Consider the following 26,130-nt stretch of genomic DNA (forward strand, 5'->3'; position numbering starts at 1 on the left):
AAGCTCAGCCGGAGAACAGTAATCGATTGATGTCGTTGTAGAAGGCAAACGCCATCAGCATGAGCAGGAAGGTCAGACCGATTTGCTGACCAATTTCCATGGTTCGTTCGGAAACGGGCCCACGCTTGATGATTTCGACGAGATAATACAGCAAATGCCCGCCATCCAGAATCGGGATCGGCAGCAGATTGAGAACGCCGAGGCTGATGCTGACCAGGGCAAGGAATTTGAGGTAGTAGTCGACTCCCAGTCTCGCCGACTGGCCGGCGTAGTCGGCAATACTTACCGGCCCGCTGATATTTCGCCACGACACCTCTCCGGTCACCATTTTGCCGATCATCAGCAGGGTAAACACCGATTTGTCCCAGGTCTCGCCAACCGCTTTGCGAAACGCCGACCAGGGTCCGTAACTGACCGTGATCATCAAGGCCGCACGTGCCTGGCCATGGTCGCTGACCGCCGCACCAATGCGGCCGATGGTGCTTCCCCGCTCATCCACGGCAACCGGCGTCACCGACATCTCGATGTGCGCGCCATCCCGCAGCACTTCCACCCGCAGCGTTTTTGCCGGCGACTGGCGGACCACGCGCACGACCTCCGCCCAACTGTCGATGACCTGCTTGTCAATGCTCAGGATTTCGTCTCCCGAACGCAGTCCGGCAGCTTCTGCAGCACTGTTCACGTTGATCTTGCCGAGTACCGGCGGCAAGCGCGGGCGGTAAAGACCGAAGCCCAGTTGGTCAAGGGCGTCTCCCTCCCAGCCCGAGCGGCGCACTGACGAGACATCCAGGCGGCGGATGGCGATTTCGTTGGCGGCGTTGATCACCTCGAGGTCGACCTGATCCTGCTCGGCAGCCCTTTGCAGCAGGAGCCACCGCATTTCCTGCCAGGTCTGCACTTTTTCGCCGCCCACCTGCAGAACCTGTTCACCGTCTTGCAGGCCCGCCGCGGCAGCAGGACTGGCGATTGCCGGGCGGCCGAGAATCGGCTTGAATTCTTCCGTTCCGTGCCAGAAAAGTCCCCAGTAGATCAGAACGGCCAGCACAAAGTTGGCCGCGGGTCCCGCAGCGACGATCACCATCCGCCAGCGCACTGGCTGCCGATTGAAGCTACGGTGCAGTTCTTCGGCAGCCACCTCGCCTTCGCGCTCGTCCAGCATTTTGACATAGCCGCCGAGCGGGAAGGCGGCAATCGCCCACTCGGTTCTGTCCCGACCCCAGCGCCGCGACCAGAGTGGCCGGCCAAAACCGACTGAAAAGCGCAGGACCTTGACCCCGGCCCAGCGTGCGGCAAGATAGTGCCCGAACTCGTGGACAATGACCAGGATTCCCAGCACCAGCGCAAAAGCAGCCAGATAGTAGAAAAAACCACTCATCCGGAACTCCTCGCGATCCATTGCTCAGCGGCTGCACGCGCTACCCGATCAGCCGTCAGCACCTCCGCCAGCGAGCCCGGTGCCACGCCTGCCGGCAACTGGTCCATGACCGTTTCGATCACGCGGGCAATTGCCGTAAAAGCGATTTTCCGTTCAAGAAAGGCCTGTACTGCCACTTCGTTGGCGGCATTCAGCGTCGTCGACGCGCTTCCTCCTTCGCTGAGCGCACGATAAGCCAGGGCCAGACACGGGAAGCGCGCCAGATCGGGTCTCTCGAAATGCAGAGAAGCGACCTGGGAGAGGTTCAGCGGCTCGACGCCGGCAGCGATGCGCTGCGGATAGGCCAGGGCATGTGCAATCGGTGTGCGCATGTCCGGGTTTCCGAGTTCGGCGATTACCGAGCCGTCGACGTATTGAACCAGCGAATGAATCACACTCTGTGGATGGATGACCACCTGAATCCGTTCAGCAGGGACGTTGAACAACCAGTGGGCTTCGATGACTTCCAGACCCTTGTTCATCATCGTCGCGCAATCGACCGAGATCTTTCGTCCCATGACCCAGTTCGGATGCGCGCAGGCCTCGTCAGGACTGACGGCATCGAGGTCGGCAGTCGCCATGCCAAGAAACGGCCCCCCCGATGCGGTGAGGAACAGCCCCAGCACACCACTGGCAACCAGATCACCGGCATAGTTGGCCGGCAGGGACTGGAAGATGGCGTTGTGTTCGCTGTCAATCGGCAACAGGGTTGCACCGTTTTCCCGCACCGCCCGCATGAATACCGAGCCGGCCATGACCAGGGCCTCCTTGTTGGCCAGGAGGATTTTCTTGCCGGCGACAGCGGCCGCCAGGGTGGGCGGCAAGCCCGCTGCGCCAACGATGGCGGCCATCACCGTATCGACTTCGGGAAGTTGCACCATCCGTATCAGCGCCTCGGGTCCATGCGCGACCCTGGTCGGACAGCCTGCAGCCGCCAGCCGCACACCGAGGTCGGCCGCCAGGGCTGGATCGCCAAGAACGGCATGGCAAGGCTGAAACTCGAGGCACTGTTCGAAGAGGCGGTCCGCCTGGCGGTGTGCGCAAAGCGCGACGACACGATAGCGTTGCCGGTGGCGGCGCAGGACATCAAGCGTACTGACCCCGATCGACCCCGTCGATCCGAGAATCGTAAGCTGCTGCACAGACGTCCCGGAAGCCATCAAAGCCGCGTCACCAACCAGACCAGGGCGACTAGCGGCAGAGTCGAAGTCAGACTGTCAATGCGGTCGAGTATCCCTCCGTGACCGGGCAGGATCCCGCTGCTATCCTTGAGCCCCGCCTGGCGCTTGAGCAGTGACTCGAACAGGTCTCCCAGAATGCTGATGGCCGTCAACAGCACCAGAACCAGCAACAACAGCGGCAGGTTCCCTGCCAGAATGACTGGCATCCTCGATGACAGCAGCAGGCCGTAAACAAGCACTGCAACCGCGCCGCCAATCGCACCTTCCCAGCTCTTGCCAGGACTGATGTTCGGGGCCAGTTTGTGTTTGCCCAGGCTTCGCCCAGTAAAATAAGCGCCGATGTCGGCCAGCCAGACAACGGCCATGATCGCCAGCAGGGCCAGCGGCCCCGCTTGTCGCAATTGTATCAGCGCCAGCCATACCGGCAGGAGCAGCACCATGCCAGTCGCCAGAGCGAGAACAGGGTTGGCAAGAGGCCAGCGCCGTTGCAGCCAGATCGGCACCAGCAATAGCCAGAAAACCGCCGCCGGCAAATAGAAGTAAGCCCCGAGCCGCCAGGCGGCAGCATCGAAGCCGGCACCCAGACCGACCGCCGCCGGTTCGAGAACGGCCACAATTGCACACAGGACAGCCAGCAGGCCTCCCAACGAAACCCGCCCCGCTGCACCGAGGCGCATCAGCGCCCCCCACTCCCAAGCGGCGATGCCGGCTATCGCGGTGACAAAGAACAGCCAGCCCAGCGGCGGCAGGTAAAAAAGCGCACCAAAGAAGGCGGCAAACAGGACCATCGCGGTGATCACCCGCGTCCTAAGCATCGATACGCGAGCCGGTCGGTGATGCTGCAGAAACGCCGCTCAACTGTTCGCTGGTGCGCCCGAAGCGACGTTCGCGCTGCTGATAGGAAACCAGGGCCGCGTCAAAGGCAGTCGAGTCGAACTCGGGCCAGAGCACCTCGGTAAAGTACAACTCGGAATACGCGAGCTGCCAGAGCAGGAAGTTGCTGATCCGCTGCTCTCCACCGGTACGAATGAACAGATCCGGTTCCGGCGCATAGCTCATCGCCAGATGCGGTGTCAGGTCGGCTTCCTGCCATTCGCTGCCTTTCCCCGGATCGCTGCTCAGCATGCGGTTGATCGCCTGCAGGATGTCCCAGCGTCCGCCATAATTCGCGGCGATCGTCAGGGTCAGGCGGCTGTTGCCTGCGGTACGGTTCTCCGAGGCCTTGATCAGTGCCTGCAGGTCAGGATCAAAACGTTCGAGGTCGCCGATCACCCGCAGGCGAACGCCATTACGATCGAGCTTCTTGACTTCTTCCCTGAGAGCGCGGACGAAGAGCTGCATCAGCAGGGAAACTTCCTCTGGCGGTCGACGCCAGTTCTCCGAACTGAAAGCAAACAGCGTCAGATATTCGATGCCGCGCTCAAGACAGGCCCTGACTATGGTACGCACCGTTTCCACACCGCGATGATGGCCGGCGACACGCGGCAACAGGCGTTTCTTGGCCCAACGGCCATTGCCATCCATGATGATCGCGACGTGACGAGGGACCGACAAGGTCGTCGGAACGTCTCGGGTCGAACTGGCAAAACGCGCCATTCTGGTCACTCGTCGGCAGTTGCTAGATGGCCATCAAATCGGTTTCCTTGTGGCTGAGTTGCTTGTCGATTTCCGCCACATAGCGATCCGTGAGCTTCTGGATTTCATCCTGGGCACGATGCTCCTCATCCTCCGAGCATTCCTTGTTCTTGAGCATTTCCTTGAGCGTCGCAATGGCATCACGTCGCAGATTACGCACCGCAACCTTGGCACCTTCACCCTCGCCCTTCACCACCTTGATCAGATCACGGCGCCTCTCCTCGGTCAAGGCCGGCATCGGCACGCGGATCAATTCTCCCTGAGCAGCGGGATTAAGACCCAGGTCACTGTCACGAATGGCTTTCTCGACCTTGGCCGCCATCCCTTTTTCCCAGGCCTGGACACCAAGCGTACGGGCGTCGAGCACGGTCACGTTGGCGACCGTGTTGATGGGTACCTGCGACCCGTAGTACTCGACCTGCACATGATCGAGCAGGCCGATGTGGGCACGCCCCGTCCGCACTTTTGCCAGATCGGTCCTGAGTGTCTCAAGCGATCTCTGCATCTTGTGTTCAGCGGTTTTCTTCACTTCAGCTATGGACATTTCAATCTCCCTCAGCAATAGACCAGGGTACCCTCTTTCTCGCCCATCGCCACCCGCTTCAGTGCACCCTGCTTGAATATCGAGAAGACGTTGATCGGCAGCTTCTGATCGCGGCACAGCGCAAACGCGGTGGCATCCATGACCGCAAGATTTTGCGCGATCGCGTCATCGAAGCTGATCCGATCATAACGGGTCGCCTGCGGATCCTTGTTGGGATCCGCAGAGTAGATGCCGTCGACCTTGGTGGCTTTGAGCACGATTTCGGCACCGATCTCTGCACCGCGCAAGGCCGCGGCCGTGTCCGTGGTAAAGAAAGGATTGCCGGTCCCCCCGGAAAAGATCACCGTCCGACCCTGCTCCAGGTAACGAATCGCCTTGGCACGAATGTACGGCTCCACCACCTGTTCAATGTTCAGCGCCGACTGTACCCGCGAAACCATGCCGGCAGCCCGCATGGCATCGTGCAACGCGAGACCGTTCATGACCGTCGCCAGCATGCCCATGTAGTCCGCCTGGGCACGGTCCATCCCCCGGGCAGCAGGCGCCACCCCGCGAAAAATGTTGCCACCGCCAATCACCACGCCGACCTGCACACCCAGGTCGACAACCCCCTTGATCTCCGCGACGATTGCCGAGATCGTCTGCCGGTTGATACCGTAAGCATCGCCACCCATCAATGCCTCGCCCGAGAGCTTGAGCAGGATACGTTTGTAGTTTGGCGAGGTTTCGGACATCGGCGTCTGGCTCCTGCAGGTCTGATCGATTGAGGGTTGTGCTTTTGTGTACTTACTTCTGCGCGGCAGCGGCGGCCTGTGCGGCCACCTCGGCAGCAAAGTCGTTGGTCCGCTTGACAAGGCCCTCACCCACCACGAACAAGGTGAATCCGGCAACCGAAGCGCCCTTGGCCTTGAGCAACTGGGCGATGGTTTGCTTGCCATCTTCGGCCTTGACAAACACCTGGCCAAGCAGCGTCACTTCATTCAGGAACTTCTGGATCGAGCCTTCGGCGATCTTCTCGATCAACGCCTCCGGCTTGCCGGCTTCGCGGGCTTTCTCGATGGCAATCCGCCGTTCGCTCTCGATCAGATCAAGGGCAACACCCGATGAGTCCAGTGCTTTCGGTTTGGTCGCGGCAATGTGCATGGCCAGATCCTTGCCTAGCTGGTCGTCACCGCCAAGATAGTCGACGAGGACACCGATCTTGGCACCGCCATGGACATAGGCAGCGAGCCTGCCCTGCGCCGTGATGCGCACGAAACGGCGGATCGACATGTTCTCACCGATCTTGCCAACCAGCGCGGTACGAGTCGATTCGACGCTGCCCTCGCCCATCGGCAACGCGGACAAGGCCGTCACGTCCATCGGGTCATGCTCGGTGACCAGTGCCGCGCAATCTCTGGCCAATTTCAGAAATTCGTCATTCTTGCCGACAAAGTCGGTTTCGCAGTTGATTTCGATCATTGCCCCCAGCTTGTCGTCGCTCGATCTGTGGATCGCCACGACACCCTCGGCGGTAATCCGACTGGCCGCCTTGCTAGCCTTGGAACCAAGCTTGACGCGCAGAATCTCTTCGGCCTTGGCGAGGTCACCGGCAGCCTCCGTCAGTGCCCGCTTGCACTCCATCATCGGCGCGTCGGTTCTTTCGCGCAGCTCTTTCACCATACTTGCGGTAATTTCCGCCATTTCAATCTCCACTTGCTGGCACGGCCAGAATCGTTGGCCGTGGCTCACTCGATACGTTCAGGAAAAACAAACCGGCCGCTGGCAGGTCCAGCCGGGCGGCCAGCGCTGTACAGCCGACGATCAGTCGCTCAGTCGTCGTCTTCCTCTTCGATAAACTCGTCACCCGAGACCACGTCGAGGATTTCCTCGACGAACTGGCTGCGTCCCTCGAGAACGGCATCAGCAACGCCACGAGCATAGAGACGGATGGCGCGCGAGGAATCGTCGTTACCCGGAATGACGTAATCAATGCCCTCGGGTGAATGATTGGTATCGACCACCGCCACAATCGGAATACCCAGCTTGTTCGCTTCCGTGATGGCAATCTTGTGGTAACCCACGTCAATCACAAACAGGGCATCGGGCAGCGATCCCATGTCCTTGATGCCGCCGATCGACTTGTGCATCTTGTCGAGTTCGCGCGTGAGCATCAGTGCCTCTTTCTTGCCGAGCCGATCAAGGGAGCCATCTTCACACATGGCTTCCATTTCCTTGAGGCGCTTGAGCGATTGCTTGATGGTCTTGAAGTTGGTCAGCATGCCACCCAGCCAACGCTGATCGACAAACGGGGAGGCGCAGCGCGACGCTTCCTCGGCCATGATTTCGCGCGCCTGGCGCTTGGTTCCGACAAACAGGATGGTGCCCTTGTTGGCCGACAGCCGGCGAACAAAAGTCATTGCTTCGTTATACTTGGCCAGCGTCTTTTCGAGGTTGACGATGTGAATCTTGCTGCGAGCGCCAAAGATATAGGGCGCCATCTTGGGATTCCAGAATCGCGTCTGATGGCCGAAATGAACACCCGCCTCAAGCATCTGTCGCATTGTTGTAGTCATACGTTCCTACTTTCAATATCAGGGTTGGACCACCATCCGCCCACCTACAGCCCGCCATTCCGGCAGGCACCCTTGAACAGGCGAATGTGCGTAGTTGGACGTACCTCGTCAGTACGCCTGACGCATCACGAAGGTGCGTCTTGCTGTTTTGCTGACGGGATCAGCAAAATCTGGCGATGGTATCATCAAGCGTCGTTGAATTTCAATTCCGGACACATGAATTTCAGGCACGATGGGCACCATTCTGCAAGCACAATCCCCTGGACAGGTGATGGTGGTGGATGATCTCTCCGTCAAATTGCCTAAGCCTCCCGCTTACTTTATCCTTCGCTCCTCTTCAACCTGGCACTGGCCCCAACGCATGAGCATTACTTACAAGACCCCTCAGGAAATCGACAAAATGCGCGTCGCTGGTCGCCTTACCGCCGAGGTGCTCGACTACATCACGCCCTATGTGAAACCGGGAGTCACCACCGGTGAACTCGATCAACTTTGCCACGATTACATCGTGCAGGTTCAAGGCTGCATTCCGGCGCCGCTCAACTATGCTCCACCCGGCTACAAGCCTTATCCGAAGTCGATTTGCACTTCGATCAACCACCAGGTCTGTCACGGCGTTCCCGGTGACCGGCAACTAAAGAACGGCGACATCGTCAACCTCGACGTGACCGTGATCAGCAACGGCTACCATGGCGACAGCAGCCGCATGTTTCAGGTCGGTGAGACCTCTGTGCAGGCACGGCGGCTATGCGAGATCACTTACGATTGCCTCTGGCTCGGCATTGTGCAGGTTCGGGCCGGCGCACACCTCGGCGACATCGGTCACGCGATTCAGCAGCATGCCGAGAAATCCGGCTATTCGGTGGTCCGTGAGTTCTGCGGCCATGGCATCGGTGCCAGGTTTCACGAAGAACCCCAGGTTCTTCATTATGGGCGGCCACATACCGGTATCGAGCTCAAAGCCGGTATGGTGTTTACCATCGAACCGATGATCAATGCCGGCAAGGCGGCGATTCGAACCATGGCCGATGGCTGGACGATCGTTACCAAGGATCATAGCTTGTCCGCACAATGGGAACATACCATCCTGGTGACCGACACAGGCTACGAAGTCCTCACCGTGTCGAAGGGGACCGCTGTACGGCCAGACTGGATCAGATAGTTGCCATGAACGGTGAAACCTTCGATCGTTCGGCGATCGTCGCCGGTTGCCGGTCGCGCCTGCATTCTGGCCAGACGACGATCTGTGAGCGTTATCTCAGCGAAGGTGATGCGGCACGCCTGTTGCGCGAGCGTTGCCAACTGGCAGACGAAATCCTCTGCGACCTGTGGCGAACACTGGCATTGCCGGTTTCACTGGCTTTGGTGGCGGTCGGTGGTTACGGACGCGGCGAACTCTATCCTGCCTCCGACGTTGACATCCTGTTGCTGTTGCCACAAGCGCCTGACGAAGTATTGACCGCTCAACTCGAGCGTGCAGTGGCGCTCTTCTACGACATCGGTCTGGATATCGCTCCTAGCGTGCGCACCGTTGAAGAGTGTTCGTACACCGCCGCCGCCGACCTGACGATTCAGACTGCATTGCTCGAAGCACGCCTGCTGGCCGGGAATGGCGAACTGTTCCAGGATGCCTGTCAAAAACTCAAGGAACAGATTGACCCTCAGATCTTCTTCGAAGCCAAGCGGATGGAACAGGAACAGCGTTACCGCCGCTACCAGGATTCACCCTACAGCCTGGAGCCCAACTGCAAGGAAGCTCCGGGTGGGCTGCGCGATCTGCAAACCATCCTGTGGATCGCCCGTGCGTCCGGCTACGGTGACTCCTGGGAAGATCTCGCGCAGCACGGCTTCATCACCCAGGAAGAACAACTTCAACTGCAGCGCTGTGTCGGTTTTCTGCAGCGTCTGCGTACGCACCTGCACCTGCACGTCGGCCGGCGCGAAGACCGTCTGCTGTTTGACTACCAGACGGCACTCGCCGAACGGATGGGTTTCGCGCCCACCGATACCCGCAGGGCCAGTGAACGGCTGATGCAGGGTTACTACCGAACAGCCAAGGAAGTCACGCAGATCAACACGATCCTGCTGCTGAACATCGGCGCTGCCATATCGCCACCACCGGAGCAGTGGCCACTGCCAATCAATGATCGCTTCCAAAACCGGCACGATCTGCTGGATGTGGTCAACGAAGACGTCTTCAACAGGCGCCCAGGGGCGATGCTCGAAGCTTTCCTGTTGATGCAGAAGCACTCCGGGCTACAGGGAATGACGGCGCGCACCTTGCGCGCCTTGTGGCATGCACGGACCCGGATTGACGCCGATTTCCGCCGTGACCCCGAGAATCGCGCCTGTTTTCTGGAAATTCTCAAACAGCCACGCGGCGTCCTGCACGAGCTGCGACGGATGAACCAGTTCGGGATTCTGGGCCGCTATCTGCCTAACTTCGGCAAGATCGTCGGTCAGATGCAACACGACCTGTTCCATGTCTACACCGTCGATCAGCACACCCTGCAGGTCCTGCGCAACCTGCGTCGCTTTCTGGCCGACGAATTCGCGCATGAGTATCCGCTGTGCAGCGAGTTGATCAGTGATTTCCCCCGTTGCTGGGTACTCTACATAGCAGCGCTGTTCCACGACATCGGCAAGGGACGCGGCGGCGACCACTCGCAACTCGGCGCCGTGGATGCCGCCGAGTTCTGCGCCGCGCACGGCATCGCTGCCGAAGACAGCCAACTGATCGTCTGGCTGGTTCGCTGGCATCTGCTGATGTCCAGTGTCGCCCAGAAACAGGACATCGCCGATCCCGACATCCTCGGTGCCTTTGCCACGACGGTCAAGGACGAGCGCCACCTGGTCGCACTCTACCTGTTCACGGTCGCCGACATTCGTGGCACCAGCCCAAAAGTCTGGAATACCTGGAAAGGGCAGCTCCTTGAACAGCTTTTCCGGAGTACCTGCCGCACCCTGCTTGCCGGCGGCCAGATACCGGTCAGGCAAGGTCTGATCGAGGAACGCCAGCAGGAGGCCTTGCGTCTGCTGCGCTACTTCGCACTTCCCGACGCGGTGCACCAACGCCTGTGGAAACAGCTCGACACGGTGTATTTCCTGCGCCATTCCGCAGAAGAAATCGCCTGGCACACGCGCGCCCTGCACTATCGGACCCGCGTCGAGCAGCCGGTGGTCAAGGCACGCGTGAACCCGCAGGGCGAAGGACTCGAGGTGTTGATCTATACCAAGGACCAGCGCGATCTGTTCGCGCGCCTGGTCGGCTTTTTCAGCCGTGCCGGCTACACCATCGTTGACGCCAAGATCCACACCACCCGTCACGGCTATGCACTGGACAGCTTCATGCTGCTCGATCTCGGCGACCGGGGCAGTGACCGTGCAATGATCAGCTACATCGAGCACGAGCTGACAGCGCGGCTGAACCGCCAGAGTCCGCCCGAGGCTCCCGGCAGCGGACGCCTTTCACGGCAGGTCAGGCACTTCCCGATTCAGCCACTGGTCACCATCGAGCCGGACGAAAAAGGCTCGCACTATGTCCTGTCGGTCAGTGCCGCCGACCGCCCCGGCCTGCTGTACACGATCGCCATGACATTGGCGGCGCATGGTGCTAATCTACATACGGCAAAGATTTCGACACTTGGCGAGCGTGTCGAGGATACTTTCCTGATCAGCGGCAGAGGCCTCGGTGAGGCTGCCGACCGTATCAGGCTGGAAACGGAATTGCTGGAGCGTCTGAAACTCTGATCGAGTCGCCATCGGTGCAAGGCGACGACCAGGACCGAAGAACCCGGCAGCACCGGCCAAACAGGAACAGCAGCAGATCCTGCAAGCTGTCGGTTTTTTTTACACTGGACTCTTGATGAAGCTTGAGAGAACCCGGAAATAAAATACAGACCCATAATTTAAAAGATTTTTTTATTAAAATCTGGATCTTGGCATATAACTTGCTTTTGTCTCTGGAAAGGCGTGTTCGGCGACGAACGTTCAGTGGCGCGACGGCATTTATTCTGCTTCTATGGCACGTAACGTGATGCAGTCCGCAAACGTTACGCGCAACGAAAGCTAGAGTATGTTGCTCAGGCAGAAATCGATCTCAAGGAAAACACATGTCAACGACTCCATCAGAACGAACCCAGCAGCGCCGCCGTCTGCTGAAGGCGGCCGCATCGGCGCCGGCCATCCTGACGCTGAATGCCGGCGCTGCGCCTGTACTCAATGCTTTCAGCAGTACCCATTGCATTGCCAATAGCCAGGCTCTGCCCAGCCCGATCATCGAAACCCCCGGTCCGGACACCTGGGTACGCACAAAGGTGACGACTGTAGTTGGAGATCCTCCACAGGAGGTGGTAACGTACCAGCTGGCTAACGGGGGTCACGGGCCTGTTTATGGCGGAACGTGCTGGAATTCGTTCTATCAAATTACGCCGGGCACATCAGGGTCGGCGGATGGCGACAATGTTCTGATTCCCTGAGATCCATGTCATAGCCTGTCCTGAACAAGGCTGGAGCAGCCTGATTGACCGATATTGCGTACCGCAGACTGGGAGACGGTGGCGTCGTCTTTGATTCGAAAAGTTGGCAGACCCATATTCTGACCCCTGCGGCAGCGATCATTTTCGAAGCCCTCGCTGAAATCAACGAGGGCGAGCCGGTACCGCAGGCTCAAGCCCTCGATTTTCTGCGCGATGAGCTGGATGTGGATATCGACACACCCGAAATGAAAGAAGTGTTGCGTTCTCTTGAGGAGATGGGCATCCTTGGCGGATGATTGCCGCCAACCCGAGAATTCGAGACCTGCCACCAGGCCTGCTGGCACAGCGTTTTTCAGAGGCATCGGTGACGCTCGATTATGGCGCTGCGTTGGTCCGTGTCCGAACCCTCCTCAAGCCCTTCGTGCGAGATTTTCAGCGAGTCTACGGGGCGTTCTTCCTGGCTGAAGAAGCCAGTTTTGCGGATTTTCACACCGAAGTGTGTTCCGGAAAGGGTTTGCGGGCAATCTTTGGGCCACAATCCCGCTTCCTGATCGACGGTATTCAGCCCTTTGATCCCTTTCCCAGGGAGCAGGCGCTTCCCCACTTCGAATGGGGCGTCAACTGGTGTTTCGGAAAGCGCTTCAACCAGCATGTCCTGTTACACTCCGGTGTCCTGGCTCTTGGTGATCGGGGCGTGATCATGGCTGCACCGCCTGGCTCCGGCAAGAGTACGCTGACGGCGGCGATGATGCTGCGTGGGTTTCGCTTGCTGTCCGACGAGTTTGGCGTACTCTGTCCACATACCGGTCAGTTGTGGCCAATGCTCAAACCGGTGGCGCTCAAAAATCGCTCGATCGACGTCATCCGTGCCTACACTGACCAAGCGATCCTTGGCCCCGTCTACGGAGGAACCCGCAAGGGAGACGTGGTCCACCTGGCTCCCGATGAGGCCAGCGTCGATGCCAGGAAACTTCCTGCCCGCCCGCACTTGGTACTCTTTCCCCGTTTCCGGGAAGGCGCCGCACTGACGACCCGTCGACTGCCCAGCGAGGAAGCTTTTGCCCGTCTGGCTTTCAACAGCTTCAACTACGGTCTGCTCGGGCAGATCTCGTTCAATGCCGTGGCCGATGTCATCGACGCGTGTTCGGCCTTCGAACTCGAATACAGTCGGCTGGATGAGGCGATCGAATACCTGCGTGCAATGCTTTCGGAATCGACCGTGGCAGCGGCAGCGGCATGAGCAGCCTGGGAGGAGTCGATCCCTGCATGCATGGCCTGCTGGCCTTGCTGATCGACCCTCAGCAGGTGCGCAGTGTCTGTCTCGCCGATTGGGACAAGATCATTCGTCTCGCTCGGCAGTCCAGGCTGCTGGGGGTGCTCTCGTACCGGATTCAGTCGCATCCTGAACTATTGCCGCAGGTGCCGGGGTGCGTGCTGGGTCATCTGCGCTCGGCGGCAGCCTATTCGGCACATCGCACCCAGGTGCTGCGCGTCGAGCTGGCGGCTCTGGCCAAGGCGCTGCCGGCCGAGGTTCCGGTAGTCGTTCTCAAAGGCGCGGCCTACATCTTGCAGGACCTTGAAAGCGCGCGCGGCCGCCTGCCGGGTGATGTCGACCTGATGGTGGCCTACGACGATCTCAAGCGAGCCGAGGCTGCGCTGCTCGGTGCCGGCTGGGCAGCAGAAGAAATCAATGCCTACGACCAGCGCTACTACCGCGAATGGAGCCACGAACTGCCCCCGATGCGCCGTCCTGGAAGTTCGGTGGAACTCGACCTGCACCACACGATCACGCCGGTGACAGCCCGTCTCAAGCCGGACACGGCACTGCTTTTCACCGACTTACAGGTGGTCGAGGGAAAACGATTCCTGGTCCTGCATCCGCAGGATCAGATCCTGCACGCGGCAGTCCATCTTTTCCAGGACTCCGAACTGTTTGCCAATCTGCGCGATCTGGTCGATATCGACAGCCTGATCCGCACCCACCTGCACTCGGAAAGCGACTGGCAGGCGCTTGCCGTGCGCGCTGCCCACCACCATCTTGAGCGACCTTTATGGTATGCCCTGCGCTACTGTCGAGCATGGCTTGCCACCACAGTGCCTGACGCTCTGCCGCTGGCCGCTCCACCAGCAATGGCCATCCGGTGGATGGACTGGGTGTTTCCCCGTTGCACACTGCCGAGAATTCCGGATCGACCGCCACCCTTCTCACGGCGGCTTGCTGCGCAACTTGGCTTGCTCCGCCACCAGTGGCTGCGCCTGCCGCCTGCCCTGTTGCTCCGCCACCTGGCCCACAAAGGCGTGCAGTCTCTGCGACCACGTCCTGCGGTACAGCACAAGGCCGAATAGGCTAGACCGGCTGCTCAGGCAGGCCCGGCAGCGAGTTCGGCATAAAGATCGTGCTCGTCGGCATCGACCACCCGCACCCGCAGAAAATCACCCGGTTCGGCGTCGAAATGATCATTGACGAACACCAGGCCATCGATTTCCGGCGCATCGGCGGTCGAACGGGCGATCGTTCCCTCCTCGTCCACCTCATCGACCAGGACGTCAATTTCACGCCCGATCTTCGCCGCCAGCAACTCTGCAGAAATATCTTCCTGCAACTCCATCAGACGACGCCGGCGTTCCTCGCGAAGCTCCTCTGGCAGCGCGCCCGGCAAGGCATTGGCTGCCGCGCCGGCAACCGGCGAATAGGCGAAACAGCCGACGCGATCGAGCCGCGCTGCCGAGATGAAGGCCAGCAATTCCTCGAATTCGGCTTCACTCTCCCCCGGAAAGCCAGTGATGAAGGTGCTGCGCACTGTGATTTCGGGGCAGACGGCCCGCCACGCCTGGATTCGTTCGAGATTGTTCTCGGCACTCGCTGGACGCTTCATGGCCTTCAGAATGCGCGGGCTGGCGTGCTGGAAAGGCACATCGAGATACGGCAGCAGCTTGCCCGCGGCCATCAGCGGCAGCAGCGCGTCGACGCTCGGATACGGATAGACGTAGTGCAGGCGCACCCAGATGCCCAGATCTGCCAGGGCTTCGCAGAGTTCCTGCAGCCGGGTCCGCAGCGGACGACCACCGACAAAGCCGGTTCGGTACTTCACATCGACACCGTAGGCGCTGGTATCCTGCGAGATGATGAGCAGTTCGCGCACGCCGGCGTCAGCCAGCGTTCTGGCCTCCTGCAGCACCTCACCAATGGGTCTGCTGACCAGGGGGCCGCGCATCGAGGGAATGATGCAGAAAGTGCAACTGTGATTACAGCCCTCGGAAATCTTCAGGTAGGCAAAATGCGGGGGGGTCAGCTTGATGCCCTGTGGCGGGACCAGACTGGTGAACGGGTCGTGTGGTTGCGGCAAGTGGGTGTGCACCTGCTGCAGCACCTCATCGGATGTGTGCGGACCAGTCACCGCCAGCACCTTCGGGTGCGCCTGGCGGATCATTTCTTCTCTGCTCCCCAGGCAGCCGGTGACGATCACCTTGCCGTTCGCGGTCAACGCCTCGCCGATCGCATCGAGCGACTCCTCGACCGCGGCATCGATGAAACCGCAGGTATTGACGATGACCAGATCGGCGCCTTCATAGGAAGGCGAAATCAGATAACCCTCTGCGCGCAACCGGGTGAGAATCTGTTCCGAGTCGACGAGCGCCTTCGGGCACCCGAGGGAGACCACACCTATACTTTTCGGTTTGGACATGAAGCGCTGCCCGAATGAGAAGGTTGCGAGTATACAGCCAACCCCGTTTTCATGATGAAAGACAGCCGCCAGCGGGTGTGATTCAAAGTGATGCGTCGTTGAGATGACCCCTTTATGCGGCTTTTTTTCGACACCTCGCCAATAGGCATCCCATTCCCGGTTGGCTCGGTTAAGTCGTAGGGCCAACATGGTCTCGATATGATTGGGGGACCACCAAGCACCGGGAAGCTTGATCCGTTCCTGGATCACGTTGAGGTTCCCTCGGTTTTTCGTCTGCCAAAGGGTAGGTTTCATGCGACCAGTTTTCCTTCCTGTTGCCCGCTGAGCCAAGCCGCCAGGAACTGCGTTGGCGACTTGTAGCCGAGGGTCGAATGCTGCCGTTTTCTGTTGTAAAAGACCTCGATGTATTCAAAGGCCGCAGCTTTGATCCCGGCGTGTGTGGCGTAGCGAACGCCATGGACCCGCTCGTTTTTGAAGCGGTTGAACCCGCTCTCCGTCGGTGCGTTATCCCAGCGGTTCCCTTTTCGGCTCATCGAGCAAATCATGCCGTATTCCTTGAGCTTGTCCTGAAACGCGTGACTGGCGTACTGGCTTCCCCGGTCGGAGTGGTGCAGCAGCCCCGGCGCTGGTTTCTTGCGGAACCAGGCCAGGGTCAGCGCATCGGTCACGATGTCCGCGGTCATGCGGGGCTTGAGCGACCAGCCGACGACTTCGCGGTTGAACAGGTCGAGCACGATGGCCAGGTAGAGCCAGCCTTCATCTGTCCACCGATACGTGATGTCCGACGTCCAGACCTGATTCGGCGCCGCCGGTGTGAAGTTTCTGGAGAGAAGGTTCTCCGCTACTGGCAGACCATGCCTGGAGTCCGTCGTGACCTGGTAGCGCCGCTTGTGGCGGGCGCGGATGCTGTTGTCGCGCATCAGTCGTTCGACCCGTTCCTTACTGGCCGAGAAGCCTCGGGTGCGCAGTTCGCGCGTCATGCGCGGACTGCCGTAGGCTCCTTTGAGTTCGGCATGAATCGAGCGGATCAGCGCCAGCATCTGGCTATCGGTCAGTCGCTGACGATCCGACCTGCCGCCACGCTTCCAGGCACGATAGCCGCTGATGCTGACATCGAGCACGTCACACCTTTCGGTCAGTGCAAACGCATTTCCCTGCTCGGCAATCCAGGCGTCCTTCACAGCACATCCCTGGCGAAGGACGCCGTCGCTTTTTTGAGGATTTCGTTCTCCCGCTTGAGACGGCCATTTTCGGCTCGCAGCCTGGAGAGCTCCCTCTCTTCGGGTGTGACCACTCTGCTCCCCGCTCCATTGAGCTGGCCTTCTGCTGACGCTGTTATCCCGTGACGCAAGGTCTGGTCGCCCAGCCCAAGTTCCTTGACCACGGCACGGATGCTCTGACCATCCTTGACCCGTTTGACCGCCAGTTCCTTGAATTCGGTCGTATAGGCTTGCTTCGGTATCTTCATGTCTTGCCTTCCAAAAGTGACTCAATTTTAGGTCACCCTGGGCAGACGAAATTTCGGGGGAAGCTCAGCCGCGCATGACGGCGGACATCGCCACGGATGCGCTGACCCTGGCCTGGTTCAGGAAGCGACCGGCACCGGGGCTGCTGCATCATTCCGACCGGGGCTGCCAGTATGCCAGCCACGCCTTCCAGGACAAGCTCCAGGAATACGGCATGACCTGCTCGATGAGCCGGAAGGGCAACTGCTGGGACAACGCCCCGACGGAAAGCGGGTTCAACCGCTTCAAGAACGAGCGGGTGCAGGGTGTTCAGTACGCCACCCAGCCGACATGAAGGCCGCCAGTTTCGAGTACATCGAGGGGTTCTACAACCGGAAGCGGCAGCATTCGACCCTCGGTTACCTGTCGCCGATCCAGTTCCTCGAACACTGGGTCAGACACCAGCATCAGGAAAAACTGCTCGCATGAAACCCACTCTTTGGAAGACGAAAAACCGAGGGAACCTCAGAACTTTGAACCAGCGCATGGCCAAGTTGCGCCCACAGTAGGGAAAAACGAGGGGAAAGCCGTCGAAAAGGCCGGAAAGTCGGCAAAATCCGGCCTTTTCATTCCGCATTGTGAAATTTGGCAGTTTTCCAAACCTCAAGTCCGACTAATGGGATGGTCGCCCCTTCCCGAAACGGCATCTGCGTGCCAAAGTGGAGAGGCGATACTTCCACCACCAAACAGGAGAGGCGACCGAGATGAAGATTACGACAGTTGGTATTGATCTGGCAAAGAACGTGTTCCAGGTACATGGCGTGGATGAACGAGGAAAGGCCGTGCTCAAGAAGCCGCTGAAGCGCGAGCAGGTGGCGCCATTCTTCGCCAACCTGCCGCCCTGCCTGATCGGCATGGAAGCCTGCGGCAGCGCGCATCATTGGGCGAGGAAGCTGGAAGCGTTCGGGCATACGGTAAAGCGGATGGCCCCGCAGTTCGTGAAACCTTACGTCAAGACGAACAAGAACGACGCCGCAGATGCCGAAGCGATCTGCGAAGCGGTGGGCCGGCCCAATATGCGCTTCGTTCCCATCAAGAACGGCGAGCAACAGGCGGTCTTGGCGATGCATCGTGCCCGCCAGGGTTTCGTCAAGGCACGCACGGCGCAGGCCAATCAGATCCGGGGGCTATTAGCCGAATACGGGATCATCATCCCGCAGGGAATTAGCCATATCGCCAAGCGCCTGCCGGATATCCTGGAGGACGGGGAGAACGGACTGCCGGGCGCCTTCCGCCAATTGCTGCATCGACTCGGGGACCACCTGAAGGAACTCGACCGCCAAGTGGGCGAACTGGAGGTGCAGATCTAAGTCTGGCACCGGGAAAACGCGGCGAGCAAGAAGCTCGCACAGATTCCCGGTATCGGTCCGATCACGGCAAGCGCGCTGGTGGCCTCGATCGGGGATGCGAAGAGTTTCGAGAATGGACGGCAGCTGGCGGCCTGGCTGGGATTGGTCCCCAAGCAGCACTCCAGTGGCGGCAAGCAGTGGCTGCTGGGCATCAGCAAGCACGGCGATACCTATTTGCGCACGCTGCTGATCCACGGCGCTCGGGCGGTGATCCGGGCAGCCGAGCGCAAAGCGGGGTATGCGCAAAGCTGGCTGGCGCAGCTGATCGGCCGGCGCAACAAAAACGTCGCAGCCGTGGCCTTGGCGAACAAGAACGCCCGCATCGTCTGGGCGCTACTGGCCCACGAGCGGGACTATCAGCCCGGCTATGAACCGTCGGCGGCATGAACACGGGTTGCCCACAGGCGCTCGCTCGCCAGCGTAGGGGGCGCGCTCGCGAGCGCCTATGGACAACCCTGCGATATTGCAGCACCACCGCTTTTTGTCGTTGTAGAGGAGTAACCCCACCGATTGCTCAGGCGATCATGACGTGATGGCAAGACAGGTAAGACCGTGGTCGATTCAACCTGATAGCAGCCTCGCGCTTCAAGCGCGTCCGACTGATGAGGCATCGATCAGCGAATTCCATCAGGGACAGAGGCATCGCCTCGATCAAAGTCCGAATGTATGGCTGCAATCTTTACCCTTCGAACCGTCACCACTTGAATGCCTGGCAAACCCAGGGGCGACCATGTAAGGCTGCTAGGGCAAATTTGGAATGGCTGATTCGTACCCAGGTACCTTCGACTGTGGTTAAAATGCGGCATCCTGTATTCCGTATTCCCATATATTCTTCCCCCAGAAAACGCCGTGTCCGACCCAGCACCCTGCCCACTGCGTAGCCTCCTGATCACCGGCTCGCTGCTGCTCGCTCTGAGTGGCTGCGATGCCGTCCAGCAGAAGCTCGGCCTCGAAGCACCGGCAGCCAAGCTGGCCCGTGACGAGGCCGAAGGAAAAGCGGTCGGCGGTGCCTGCCGGCAATCGGGACGTGCCATCGAGGATTGTTATTCGATCTATTCCTGGTTGCCAAAAGCCGCGGTCTATGAAGGCTGGCGTGACATGGATATCTACATGCGCGAGAACAAGCTGGAAACGGTCGAGCCTCAACTGCCGCCGCCACAGCCCCCCGGCACCAAAAAGAAGAAGCCGACGGCGCCGGTCGCCGCGGAGACGGCAGCAGAAACCAAGGGCGATCAGAAGGCAGACTCATCGCATTAACCTCCAGACCCCCTTGCGCAAGAACATGGCGGACTCGCGCCCCCTATCCCTCGTGGCTTTTCATTGTAGTCATTCCCGCGAAAGCGGGAATCCATTATGGCTTCTTGGAGCGGTAATGCACCCCAAGAAACACTACTCCAGATTCTGGATCTGCTCCCGCATCTGTTCGATCAGCAGCTTGAACTCGATCGCAGTCTGCGAAACTTCCGTAATGAGCGATTTGGAACCGAGCGTATTGGCCTCGCGATTGAGTTCCTGCATCAGGAAATCGAGTCGTTTGCCGCTCGTACCGCCGGTCTTGAGTACCCGCTCGACTTCATCGAGATGGGTCGACAAGCGCGCCAGTTCCTCGGCAACGTCGATGCGCGCAGCAAAAACCGCAACTTCCTGACGGATTCGTTCATCGTCGACCCATTGCACGGCGTCCAGCAAGCGCTGCCTGAGCTTCTCGTTGAATGATGCCTGTGCCACCGGAATGCGTGGCCCGACTTCGTGCACCAGGGCACGCATGCGGCCAACCTTTTCAAGAATCACCACCGCGAGTTTTTCTCCCTCGCGTGCCCGACTCGCTGTGAAATCATCGAGGGCCTCGCCGGCCAACGTCAGACAGGCCGGGAGCGCGGTCTCGACATCGACACTTTCATCACCAAAAATCGCCGGCCAGTTGAGGATGTCGCTCACGCTCAGCGGAGCGGCCAAGGGCAGGATGCTGCGAATCTGGGTGTCGAACGACCTGAGGCGTTCAAGCAGATCGGCATTCAGGCAAAGCGGTTGCGCATTCCTTCTTTCCGGAACAAAGCTGACCCGGCATTCGAGTTTTCCGCGGTGGATGCGCGCACCGATCAGTTCTTTCAACGCCGGTTCGACGATGCGCAATTCGTCACAAACCCGAAATTGGCAATCCAGGTAGCGTGAATTGACACTTTTCAATTCGATGTGCAATTCCCCGCCGCGGACGGTGCGCGTTCTGGCAGCATAGCCGGTCATGCTATAAATCATTGAAATCCTGACACCTAAAAGATTTTGAATGAGCAACCGGCTTTACAGTTCACCGCAAAAAACCGGACAATGGGAAACCATGTGAATGATAGCCCTGACACGGATGGTGCAACAAGCGAACCAACCCCTTCCCGCCGGTTTCCAGCTCGATGAATATTCCATCGAGCATCAGCTGTCGATGGGAGGCTTTTCGATCGTCTACGTGGCTACCGACGCACAGGGAAAGCGCGTCGCCATCAAGGAGTACCTGCCCAATACGCTGGCCTTGCGCAGTGAGGGGCAGACCGCTCCGGTCATCAGTGAAGATCATCTGCCGGCTTTTCGCTACGGCATGAAATGCTTTTTCGAGGAAGGTCGGACACTGGCCGCGCTTTCCCACCCTAACGTCATTCGCGTGCTGAATTTTTTTCGTGCCAACGATACGGTCTACATGGTGATGGAGTACGAAAGCGGCCATACCCTGCAGGAGCTGATCCAGAAGAACCGCGCCGGAGTCACCGAGAACTTCATTCGCAATGTGTTCACCAAGATGCTCAACGGCCTGCGCGAGGTACATGCACACCGGCTGCTGCATCTCGACCTCAAACCGTCGAACATCTATATGCGCAACAGCCACATCCCGGTGCTGATCGACTTCGGCGCGGCCCGCCAGACGCTGGCTTCTGACACGCCAATGCTCAAGCCGATGTATACCCCCGGCTTTGCCTCTCCCGAACACTACTGCCAGCGAGACCTGCTCGGCCCGTGGAGCGACATTTACAGTGTTGGCGCCTCGATGTATGCCTGCATCTCCGGCAATACACCGCAACCGGCCAACGAGCGCCTTGAAAAGGATCGGATGATACCCGCCATGGTCCGCTGGGAAGGACAATACTCGGATCAATTGCTCGAAACCATCGACTGGTGTCTGTGCCTGAACCATCGCTACCGGCCGCAAAGCGTCTTTGCGCTGCAGAAAGCGCTCACCGAGCCGGTCATCACTTCCACTGCACCTCCAAGCCCGCAGCAGAAGGACTCCTGGCTGTTGCAGGTAGTCGGCAAATTCAAGAAAACCTAGGGGATTATGAAATTCAGCATCTACCAGGAAAGCCGTACCGGCATGCGCGCCAATAACGAAGACCGGCTGGCTTACTGCTACTCACGGGAAGCCTTGCTGATGGTCGTCGCCGATGGCATGGGTGGTCACTATTATGGTGAAGTCGCAGCCCAGATCGCGGTGCAGACGCTGACCGAGGCATTCACGCACGAATTCAAGCCACGCATGCGTGACCCCTTCCTGTTTCTGCAGAATGGGATGATCAACGCCCACCGGGCCATTGTCGACTATACCGAAAGGCATCATCTGGTTGACTCGCCGCGTACTACCTGCGTCGCCTGTATCGTGCAGAACAACATCGCATACTGGGTGCACTCGGGCGATTCACGGCTATATCTGCTGCGTAACGGCAAGGTGTTGGCGCAGACCAGGGATCACTCGCGTGTTCGACAATTATTCGATCAGGGGGTGATCAGCGAAGAACAAATGGCCGTTCACCCCGACCGCCACAAAATCTACGGCTGTCTGGGTGGCCAGCAAAAGCCGGAAATCGAGTATTCCCGCAAGACCACCCTGGAAGCGGGAGATGTCCTGGCGCTGTGCACGGATGGCGTATGGGGTGTGCTCCCCGCCGGCACCCTGGCACTTTCCCTGAAGACCGCCGATCTGGCGTATGCCGTGCCGCTGCTGCTGAACGACGCGCAAGTCCGCGGCGGTTCGCACGCCGACAACCTGTCGATGATCGCCGTGCGCTGGGGAGACAGTTACAGCGATCAGAGCAGCGGCGGGAGCGGTACGAGTGGCCTGATCTCCACCAAGACCATGCCGAAAGACTCGATCACCAAGATCATCGACGAATTCGGACGCCGCCAGACCAGCAAGACCGACCTCTCCGAGGAGGAGATTGAACTCGCCATCGAAGAGATCCGCTCGACCATCCAGAAGTACACCAAATAAGGAGGGACCCGCATGCGCCTCGGCAAACGCCTGGCCTCACAGTTGCGCCAGGTACGGATCATGCGCCGCTTTACTCGCCACGCCGAAGGCTCGGTACTGATCGAAATCGGCGATACCCGCGTCCTGTGCACGGCCAGCGTCGAAGAGTCGGTACCGCCCTTTCTGCGCGGTCGCGGCCAGGGCTGGGTCACCGCCGAATACGGCATGCTGCCGCGGTCGACGCACACACGCACGGGACGTGAGGCGGCGAAGGGCAAGCAAAGCGGTCGCACCCAGGAAATCCAGCGCCTGATCGGTCGCGCGCTGCGTGCGGTGACCGATTTGAAAAGGCTCGGCGAACGCCAGATCACGCTCGACTGCGACGTCCTGCAGGCCGACGGCGGCACGCGTTGCGCTGCGATCACCGGCGCCTGGCTGGCGCTCAACGACGCCTGTGAGCACTTGCTGAGCCAGGGCAAGATCAGCGAAAACCCGCTGCGTGATCAGGTCGCCGCGATTTCAGTCGGGATCTACCAGGGCACAGCCATTCTCGACCTCGACTACGCCGAGGACGCCCACTGCGACACCGACATGAACGTGGTGATGACCGGCCGGCAAGGCATCGTCGAGGTACAGGGGACCGCCGAAGGCGACCCCTTCACGCGCGTACAGATGAACGAGTTGCTGGACCTCGCTGCGGCCGGCATCGGTGAGCTGCTGGTGCAGCAGAAAGCGGCCCTACTCTCATGAAACTTGTCCTGGCTTCAAACAATACTAAGAAACTCAAGGAACTCGACGCGATTCTCGCACCGCTGGACTGGCAACTCATTCCCCAGGGCGAGTTGGGCGTTCCTGAGGCCGAAGAACCGCATGGCACCTTCGTCGAGAATGCCCTGGCCAAGGCGCGCCACGCGTCACGCCTGACTGGCCTGCCGGCGCTGGCCGACGACTCGGGCCTCTGTGTCGACGCTTTTGGCGGCGCTCCAGGGGTGCAGTCCGCCCGCTACGCCGGCGAACCCAGGTCGGATTCCCGCAACAATCAGAAACTGCTCTCCGAACTCGGCAACCACACTCAGCGCACGGCTCACTTCGTTTCGTTGATCGTTTTTGTTCGTCACGCCGGCGATCCGCAACCGATCATTGCCGAAGGAGAATGGCACGGCGAAATTCTCCCGGCAGCACGCGGTGACGATGGCTTTGGCTACGATCCGCTGTTCTATATCCGCGAACTCGACCGGACCGCAGCGGAACTCGACGCCGCCGAAAAGAACCGCCGTTCGCACCGGGGCCAGGCGCTCGCCCGCCTCGTCGAACGCCTGCAAGCGCGCGCGCAACTTTCACCTCCACGCTGATGCCCGGCAGCCGAAGCCGCAGGGTCATTCCTTTGCTGCCGCAGGCGTGCCTGGCGGCAGCAAAGGACCCCACACCGCGATTTCGCAGCCCGCCGCCGCTCTCGCTTTACGTCCACATCCCGTGGTGCGTGCAGAAGTGCCCCTACTGCGATTTCAACTCGCATTCGCTGCAGGTGGCCAGCAGCACCGCGGCGCCGATGGCGATCCCCGAAAGTGACTACCTGGCGGCCCTGATCGCCGACCTTGAGTCGGCGCTGCCGCTGGTCTGGGGACGCCGTATCGACAGTCTCTTTTTGGGTGGCGGGACGCCCAGCCTGCTCTCGGGCGCGGGGCTCGATCAACTCCTGGCCGCACTGCGTAGCCGCCTGCCCTTCCTGCCGGGTGCCGAGATCACGCTCGAAGCCAATCCGGGCACCGTTGAAGCGGCCCGCTTTGCAGCCTTTCGCGACGCCGGGATCAACCGCCTGTCGCTCGGCATTCAGAGCTTCAACCCACAGCATCTCAAGGCGCTCGGTCGCATCCACGACGATCACCAGGCGCGACGCGCGATCACGATCGCCGCCAGCCATTTCGACAATTTCAATCTCGACCTGATGTACGGTCTGCCCGGGCAGACGCTGAACGAGGCGCTGGCCGACCTCGACGCGGCGCTGGCGTTCTCACCACCGCACCTGTCCTGCTATCAACTGACCATCGAAGCGAATACCGCTTTCGCCGCCAGGCCACCGGCACTGCCCGCAGACGACCTGTGTGCCGACATGCAGGACGCCATCGAGGCCAGGCTGGCAGCAGCCGGCTACCTGCATTACGAAACCTCGGCCTTCGCAAGACCTGGCCGACAGTGCCAGCACAACCTCAACTACTGGCATTTTGGCGACTATCTGGGAATTGGTGCCGGCGCGCATGGCAAGCTGACGCTGCACGATCGCGTGCTGCGCCAGATGCGCTGGAAAGGACCGGCGCAGTATCTGGCCCAGGTGGCCGCCGGGATGCCGGTGCAGGAAGAGTTTGCCGTTGCTGCCGCGGATTTGCCGTTCGAGTTCATGCTTAACGCGCTGCGCCTGGTACAGGGCTTCGACGCACAGCTCTTCGAGTCACGGACTGCGCTGTCGCTGTTCAGCATCGAGGGCAAGCTGCGACAGGCCGAACAGGAAGGACTGATCGAACGCCGACAGCAGCGCATCGCCCCGAGCGAGCACGGCCGACGCTTTCTCAATCGCCTACTGGTGAATTTCCTGGCCGACGCGGGGTGACGACCAACTGCGCGCGTTCGGCACCAGGCTGCGCGCGGCGAGCAGTGATCACCATCGAGCGCGGCACATAGGGGCGTGGCATCGGCCGCTGTGCCAGCGGGACCGAACTGACCCGCAACTCATTGACCGCGGCGCGCAGTTTCTTGTGCAGCTCCTCGCTCGGCCGTCCCTCGGCTTCCGCAAGACGAATCTCCTTGAGAATCGCGTCGATTGTCGGCGTGACCGCAGCCGAGCGTGTCGCTTCGCCAAAGCTCTCCTTCGGCGCCTTGACGGCAATCGCGAAATCCTCTGGCGACGAAATCATTTTCGCCAGCCGCAGGTGATCGTAGCGCATGGCCATGGTCAGAGCAGAATCACCCCAGTCGCTCTGGAGTTTCGGATTGGCGCCCGCCTCGAGCAAACCGCGCGCCAGATTCTCGTGGCCTTCACGAGCCGCCATCATCAAGGGCGTAGCCCCGTTCGGGGCACGCGCATTGACATTGGCACCACGCGCCAGCAGATCGTTGACCACCTTTTCATGGCCATTGAAGACTGCGTAGTGCAGAGCTCCCCACTGGTTACCGATACGTTCGAGCGGCGCACCGCGATCAAGCAACCATTTGACGGCCTCCTGATGCCCACCCCAGGCCGCCAGTTGCAGCGCTTGTTCGCCATGACGATTGGTCTGCCGCAGATCGGCACCGCGTTCGACGAACAGTGCCATCATGTCGATCTGGCCATACCAGGCCGCGACCATCAGACCCGTCCCGATGTGCGCTGCCTGGTACTCCGGATTCAGTCCCTCGTCGAGCCAGCGCTTGACGGTGCGCAGATCGCCCCGTTCGACGGCATATTCAAAGGTGATGGGATCGGGTAGCGATGCCCAGGCTGACGCCGGCGCAGTCAGGGCCAGCAGGCAGCACAGGAGCAAGGTCCGGTGGCTGAATGGCTTGATCAAAAGCTTCACACGC

At 60.1% G+C, this 26,130-nt stretch carries 24 protein-coding genes and 2 pseudogenes; 14 read left to right on the plus strand and 12 right to left on the minus strand.

Annotated elements, in window-relative coordinates; all coding sequences use genetic code 11:
- Positions 1-4: 4 nt before the first annotated feature.
- The 8 genes from rseP to rpsB all read right to left on the minus strand — a co-directional run bounded on the left by rseP (position 5) and on the right by rpsB (position 7,329).
- The gene (rseP, locus tag V5B39_RS05080) at positions 5-1,375 is read right to left on the minus strand and encodes an RIP metalloprotease RseP (protein ID WP_332341840.1); all 1,371 of its coding nucleotides are present in this window, start codon (positions 1,373-1,375) and stop codon (positions 5-7) included.
- Positions 1,372-2,574, minus strand: a complete 1,203-nt coding sequence (gene ispC, locus V5B39_RS05085) for a 1-deoxy-D-xylulose-5-phosphate reductoisomerase (RefSeq protein ID WP_332341841.1) — start codon at positions 2,572-2,574, stop codon at positions 1,372-1,374. Before ispC ends, rseP begins: the two co-directional genes overlap by 4 nt.
- Positions 2,574-3,410 (minus strand): phosphatidate cytidylyltransferase, encoded by an 837-nt coding sequence (locus tag V5B39_RS05090; RefSeq protein ID WP_332341842.1) that lies wholly within the window; start codon positions 3,408-3,410, stop codon positions 2,574-2,576. Before V5B39_RS05090 ends, ispC begins: the two co-directional genes overlap by 1 nt.
- Complete coding sequence (uppS, locus tag V5B39_RS05095) at positions 3,403-4,191, minus strand: polyprenyl diphosphate synthase (RefSeq protein ID WP_332341843.1); 789 nt, start codon at positions 4,189-4,191, stop codon at positions 3,403-3,405. The genes V5B39_RS05090 and uppS overlap by 8 nt, the downstream gene beginning before the upstream one ends.
- Before the next feature lie 22 nt (positions 4,192-4,213).
- Positions 4,214-4,774, minus strand: coding sequence for a ribosome recycling factor (gene frr / locus V5B39_RS05100; RefSeq protein WP_332341844.1), 561 nt, complete (start codon positions 4,772-4,774; stop codon positions 4,214-4,216).
- An 11-nt stretch (positions 4,775-4,785) separates the two neighbouring features.
- Positions 4,786-5,508: a UMP kinase gene (pyrH, locus tag V5B39_RS05105; protein WP_332341845.1), complete on the minus strand. Its 723-nt coding sequence runs from the start codon at positions 5,506-5,508 to the stop codon at positions 4,786-4,788.
- A 52-nt stretch (positions 5,509-5,560) separates the two neighbouring features.
- Positions 5,561-6,457: a translation elongation factor Ts gene (gene tsf / locus V5B39_RS05110; RefSeq protein WP_332341846.1), complete on the minus strand. Its 897-nt coding sequence runs from the start codon at positions 6,455-6,457 to the stop codon at positions 5,561-5,563.
- A gap of 128 nt (positions 6,458-6,585) precedes the next feature.
- Entirely contained in the window at positions 6,586-7,329 is a 744-nt protein-coding gene (rpsB, locus tag V5B39_RS05115) for a 30S ribosomal protein S2 (RefSeq protein WP_332341847.1), read from the minus strand.
- Positions 7,330-7,690: 361 nt separating this feature from the next.
- Between rpsB and map the strand changes: the two genes are divergently transcribed.
- The 6 genes from map (at position 7,691) to V5B39_RS05145 (ending at position 14,153) form a co-directional block, all read left to right on the plus strand.
- Entirely contained in the window at positions 7,691-8,491 is an 801-nt protein-coding gene (map, locus tag V5B39_RS05120) for a type I methionyl aminopeptidase (RefSeq protein WP_332341848.1), read from the plus strand.
- Between the two features lie 5 nt (positions 8,492-8,496).
- Entirely contained in the window at positions 8,497-11,079 is a 2,583-nt protein-coding gene (locus tag V5B39_RS05125) for a [protein-PII] uridylyltransferase (RefSeq protein WP_332341849.1), read from the plus strand.
- A 362-nt stretch (positions 11,080-11,441) separates the two neighbouring features.
- Complete coding sequence (locus V5B39_RS05130) at positions 11,442-11,807, plus strand: hypothetical protein (protein ID WP_332341850.1); 366 nt, start codon at positions 11,442-11,444, stop codon at positions 11,805-11,807.
- 44 nt (positions 11,808-11,851) lie between these two features.
- Positions 11,852-12,103 (plus strand): HPr-rel-A system PqqD family peptide chaperone, encoded by a 252-nt coding sequence (locus tag V5B39_RS05135; RefSeq protein ID WP_332341851.1) that lies wholly within the window; start codon positions 11,852-11,854, stop codon positions 12,101-12,103.
- Positions 12,100-13,047, plus strand: a complete 948-nt coding sequence (locus tag V5B39_RS05140; protein ID WP_332341852.1) for an HprK-related kinase A — start codon at positions 12,100-12,102, stop codon at positions 13,045-13,047. The genes V5B39_RS05135 and V5B39_RS05140 overlap by 4 nt, the downstream gene beginning before the upstream one ends.
- Positions 13,044-14,153, plus strand: coding sequence for a nucleotidyltransferase domain-containing protein (locus V5B39_RS05145; protein ID WP_332341853.1), 1,110 nt, complete (start codon positions 13,044-13,046; stop codon positions 14,151-14,153). The genes V5B39_RS05140 and V5B39_RS05145 overlap by 4 nt, the downstream gene beginning before the upstream one ends.
- Before the next feature lie 14 nt (positions 14,154-14,167).
- Here V5B39_RS05145 and rimO read toward each other — a convergent pair whose 3' ends face one another.
- Together rimO and V5B39_RS05155 are read right to left on the minus strand one after the other, a co-directional pair.
- Positions 14,168-15,493: a 30S ribosomal protein S12 methylthiotransferase RimO gene (rimO, locus tag V5B39_RS05150; protein WP_332341854.1), complete on the minus strand. Its 1,326-nt coding sequence runs from the start codon at positions 15,491-15,493 to the stop codon at positions 14,168-14,170.
- Positions 15,494-15,783: 290 nt separating this feature from the next.
- A protein-coding gene (locus V5B39_RS05155; RefSeq protein ID WP_332341855.1) for an IS3 family transposase occupies positions 15,784-16,961 on the minus strand; the annotation gives its coding sequence in 2 pieces (ribosomal slippage) (positions 15,784-16,700 and positions 16,700-16,961; 1,179 coding nt in all).
- Positions 16,962-17,026: 65 nt separating this feature from the next.
- Here V5B39_RS05155 and V5B39_RS05160 point away from each other — a divergent pair.
- The 3 genes and pseudogenes from V5B39_RS05160 to V5B39_RS05170 form a co-directional block, all read left to right on the plus strand.
- Positions 17,027-17,427, plus strand: a pseudogene (locus V5B39_RS05160) (IS3 family transposase); the annotation flags it as partial.
- Positions 17,428-17,702: 275 nt separating this feature from the next.
- Positions 17,703-18,734, plus strand: a pseudogene (locus V5B39_RS05165) (IS110 family transposase).
- A 462-nt stretch (positions 18,735-19,196) separates the two neighbouring features.
- Positions 19,197-19,604, plus strand: coding sequence for a hypothetical protein (locus V5B39_RS05170; protein WP_332341856.1), 408 nt, complete (start codon positions 19,197-19,199; stop codon positions 19,602-19,604).
- Positions 19,605-19,736: 132 nt separating this feature from the next.
- Here the strand turns inward: V5B39_RS05170 and V5B39_RS05175 are convergent, their stop codons facing one another.
- Positions 19,737-20,603: a YicC/YloC family endoribonuclease gene (locus V5B39_RS05175; RefSeq protein ID WP_332341857.1), complete on the minus strand. Its 867-nt coding sequence runs from the start codon at positions 20,601-20,603 to the stop codon at positions 19,737-19,739.
- Positions 20,604-20,706: 103 nt separating this feature from the next.
- On the opposite strand from V5B39_RS05175, the gene V5B39_RS05180 reads away from it, so the two are divergent.
- Genes V5B39_RS05180 through hemW form a run of 5 tightly spaced genes read left to right on the plus strand, consistent with a single transcriptional unit; the run spans position 20,707 to position 25,180 of the window.
- Entirely contained in the window at positions 20,707-21,660 is a 954-nt protein-coding gene (locus tag V5B39_RS05180) for a serine/threonine protein kinase (RefSeq protein WP_332341910.1), read from the plus strand.
- Positions 21,661-21,666: 6 nt separating this feature from the next.
- A complete protein-coding gene (locus tag V5B39_RS05185; protein ID WP_332341858.1) occupies positions 21,667-22,596 on the plus strand; it encodes a PP2C family protein-serine/threonine phosphatase in 930 nt (309 codons plus the stop codon).
- A gap of 12 nt (positions 22,597-22,608) precedes the next feature.
- Positions 22,609-23,325: a ribonuclease PH gene (gene rph / locus V5B39_RS05190; RefSeq protein WP_332341859.1), complete on the plus strand. Its 717-nt coding sequence runs from the start codon at positions 22,609-22,611 to the stop codon at positions 23,323-23,325.
- Entirely contained in the window at positions 23,322-23,927 is a 606-nt protein-coding gene (gene rdgB, locus V5B39_RS05195; protein WP_332341860.1) for an RdgB/HAM1 family non-canonical purine NTP pyrophosphatase, read from the plus strand. Before rph ends, rdgB begins: the two co-directional genes overlap by 4 nt.
- Positions 23,927-25,180, plus strand: a complete 1,254-nt coding sequence (hemW, locus tag V5B39_RS05200) for a radical SAM family heme chaperone HemW (protein WP_332341861.1) — start codon at positions 23,927-23,929, stop codon at positions 25,178-25,180. Before rdgB ends, hemW begins: the two co-directional genes overlap by 1 nt.
- Here the strand turns inward: hemW and V5B39_RS05205 are convergent.
- Positions 25,140-26,126: an ankyrin repeat domain-containing protein gene (locus tag V5B39_RS05205; protein ID WP_332341862.1), complete on the minus strand. Its 987-nt coding sequence runs from the start codon at positions 26,124-26,126 to the stop codon at positions 25,140-25,142. The two genes, hemW and V5B39_RS05205, sit on opposite strands and share 41 nt — an antisense overlap.
- Positions 26,127-26,130 lie beyond the last annotated feature (4 nt).

It is taken from the genome of Accumulibacter sp. (assembly GCF_036625275.1).
GTDB lineage: Bacteria > Pseudomonadota > Gammaproteobacteria > Burkholderiales > Rhodocyclaceae > Accumulibacter.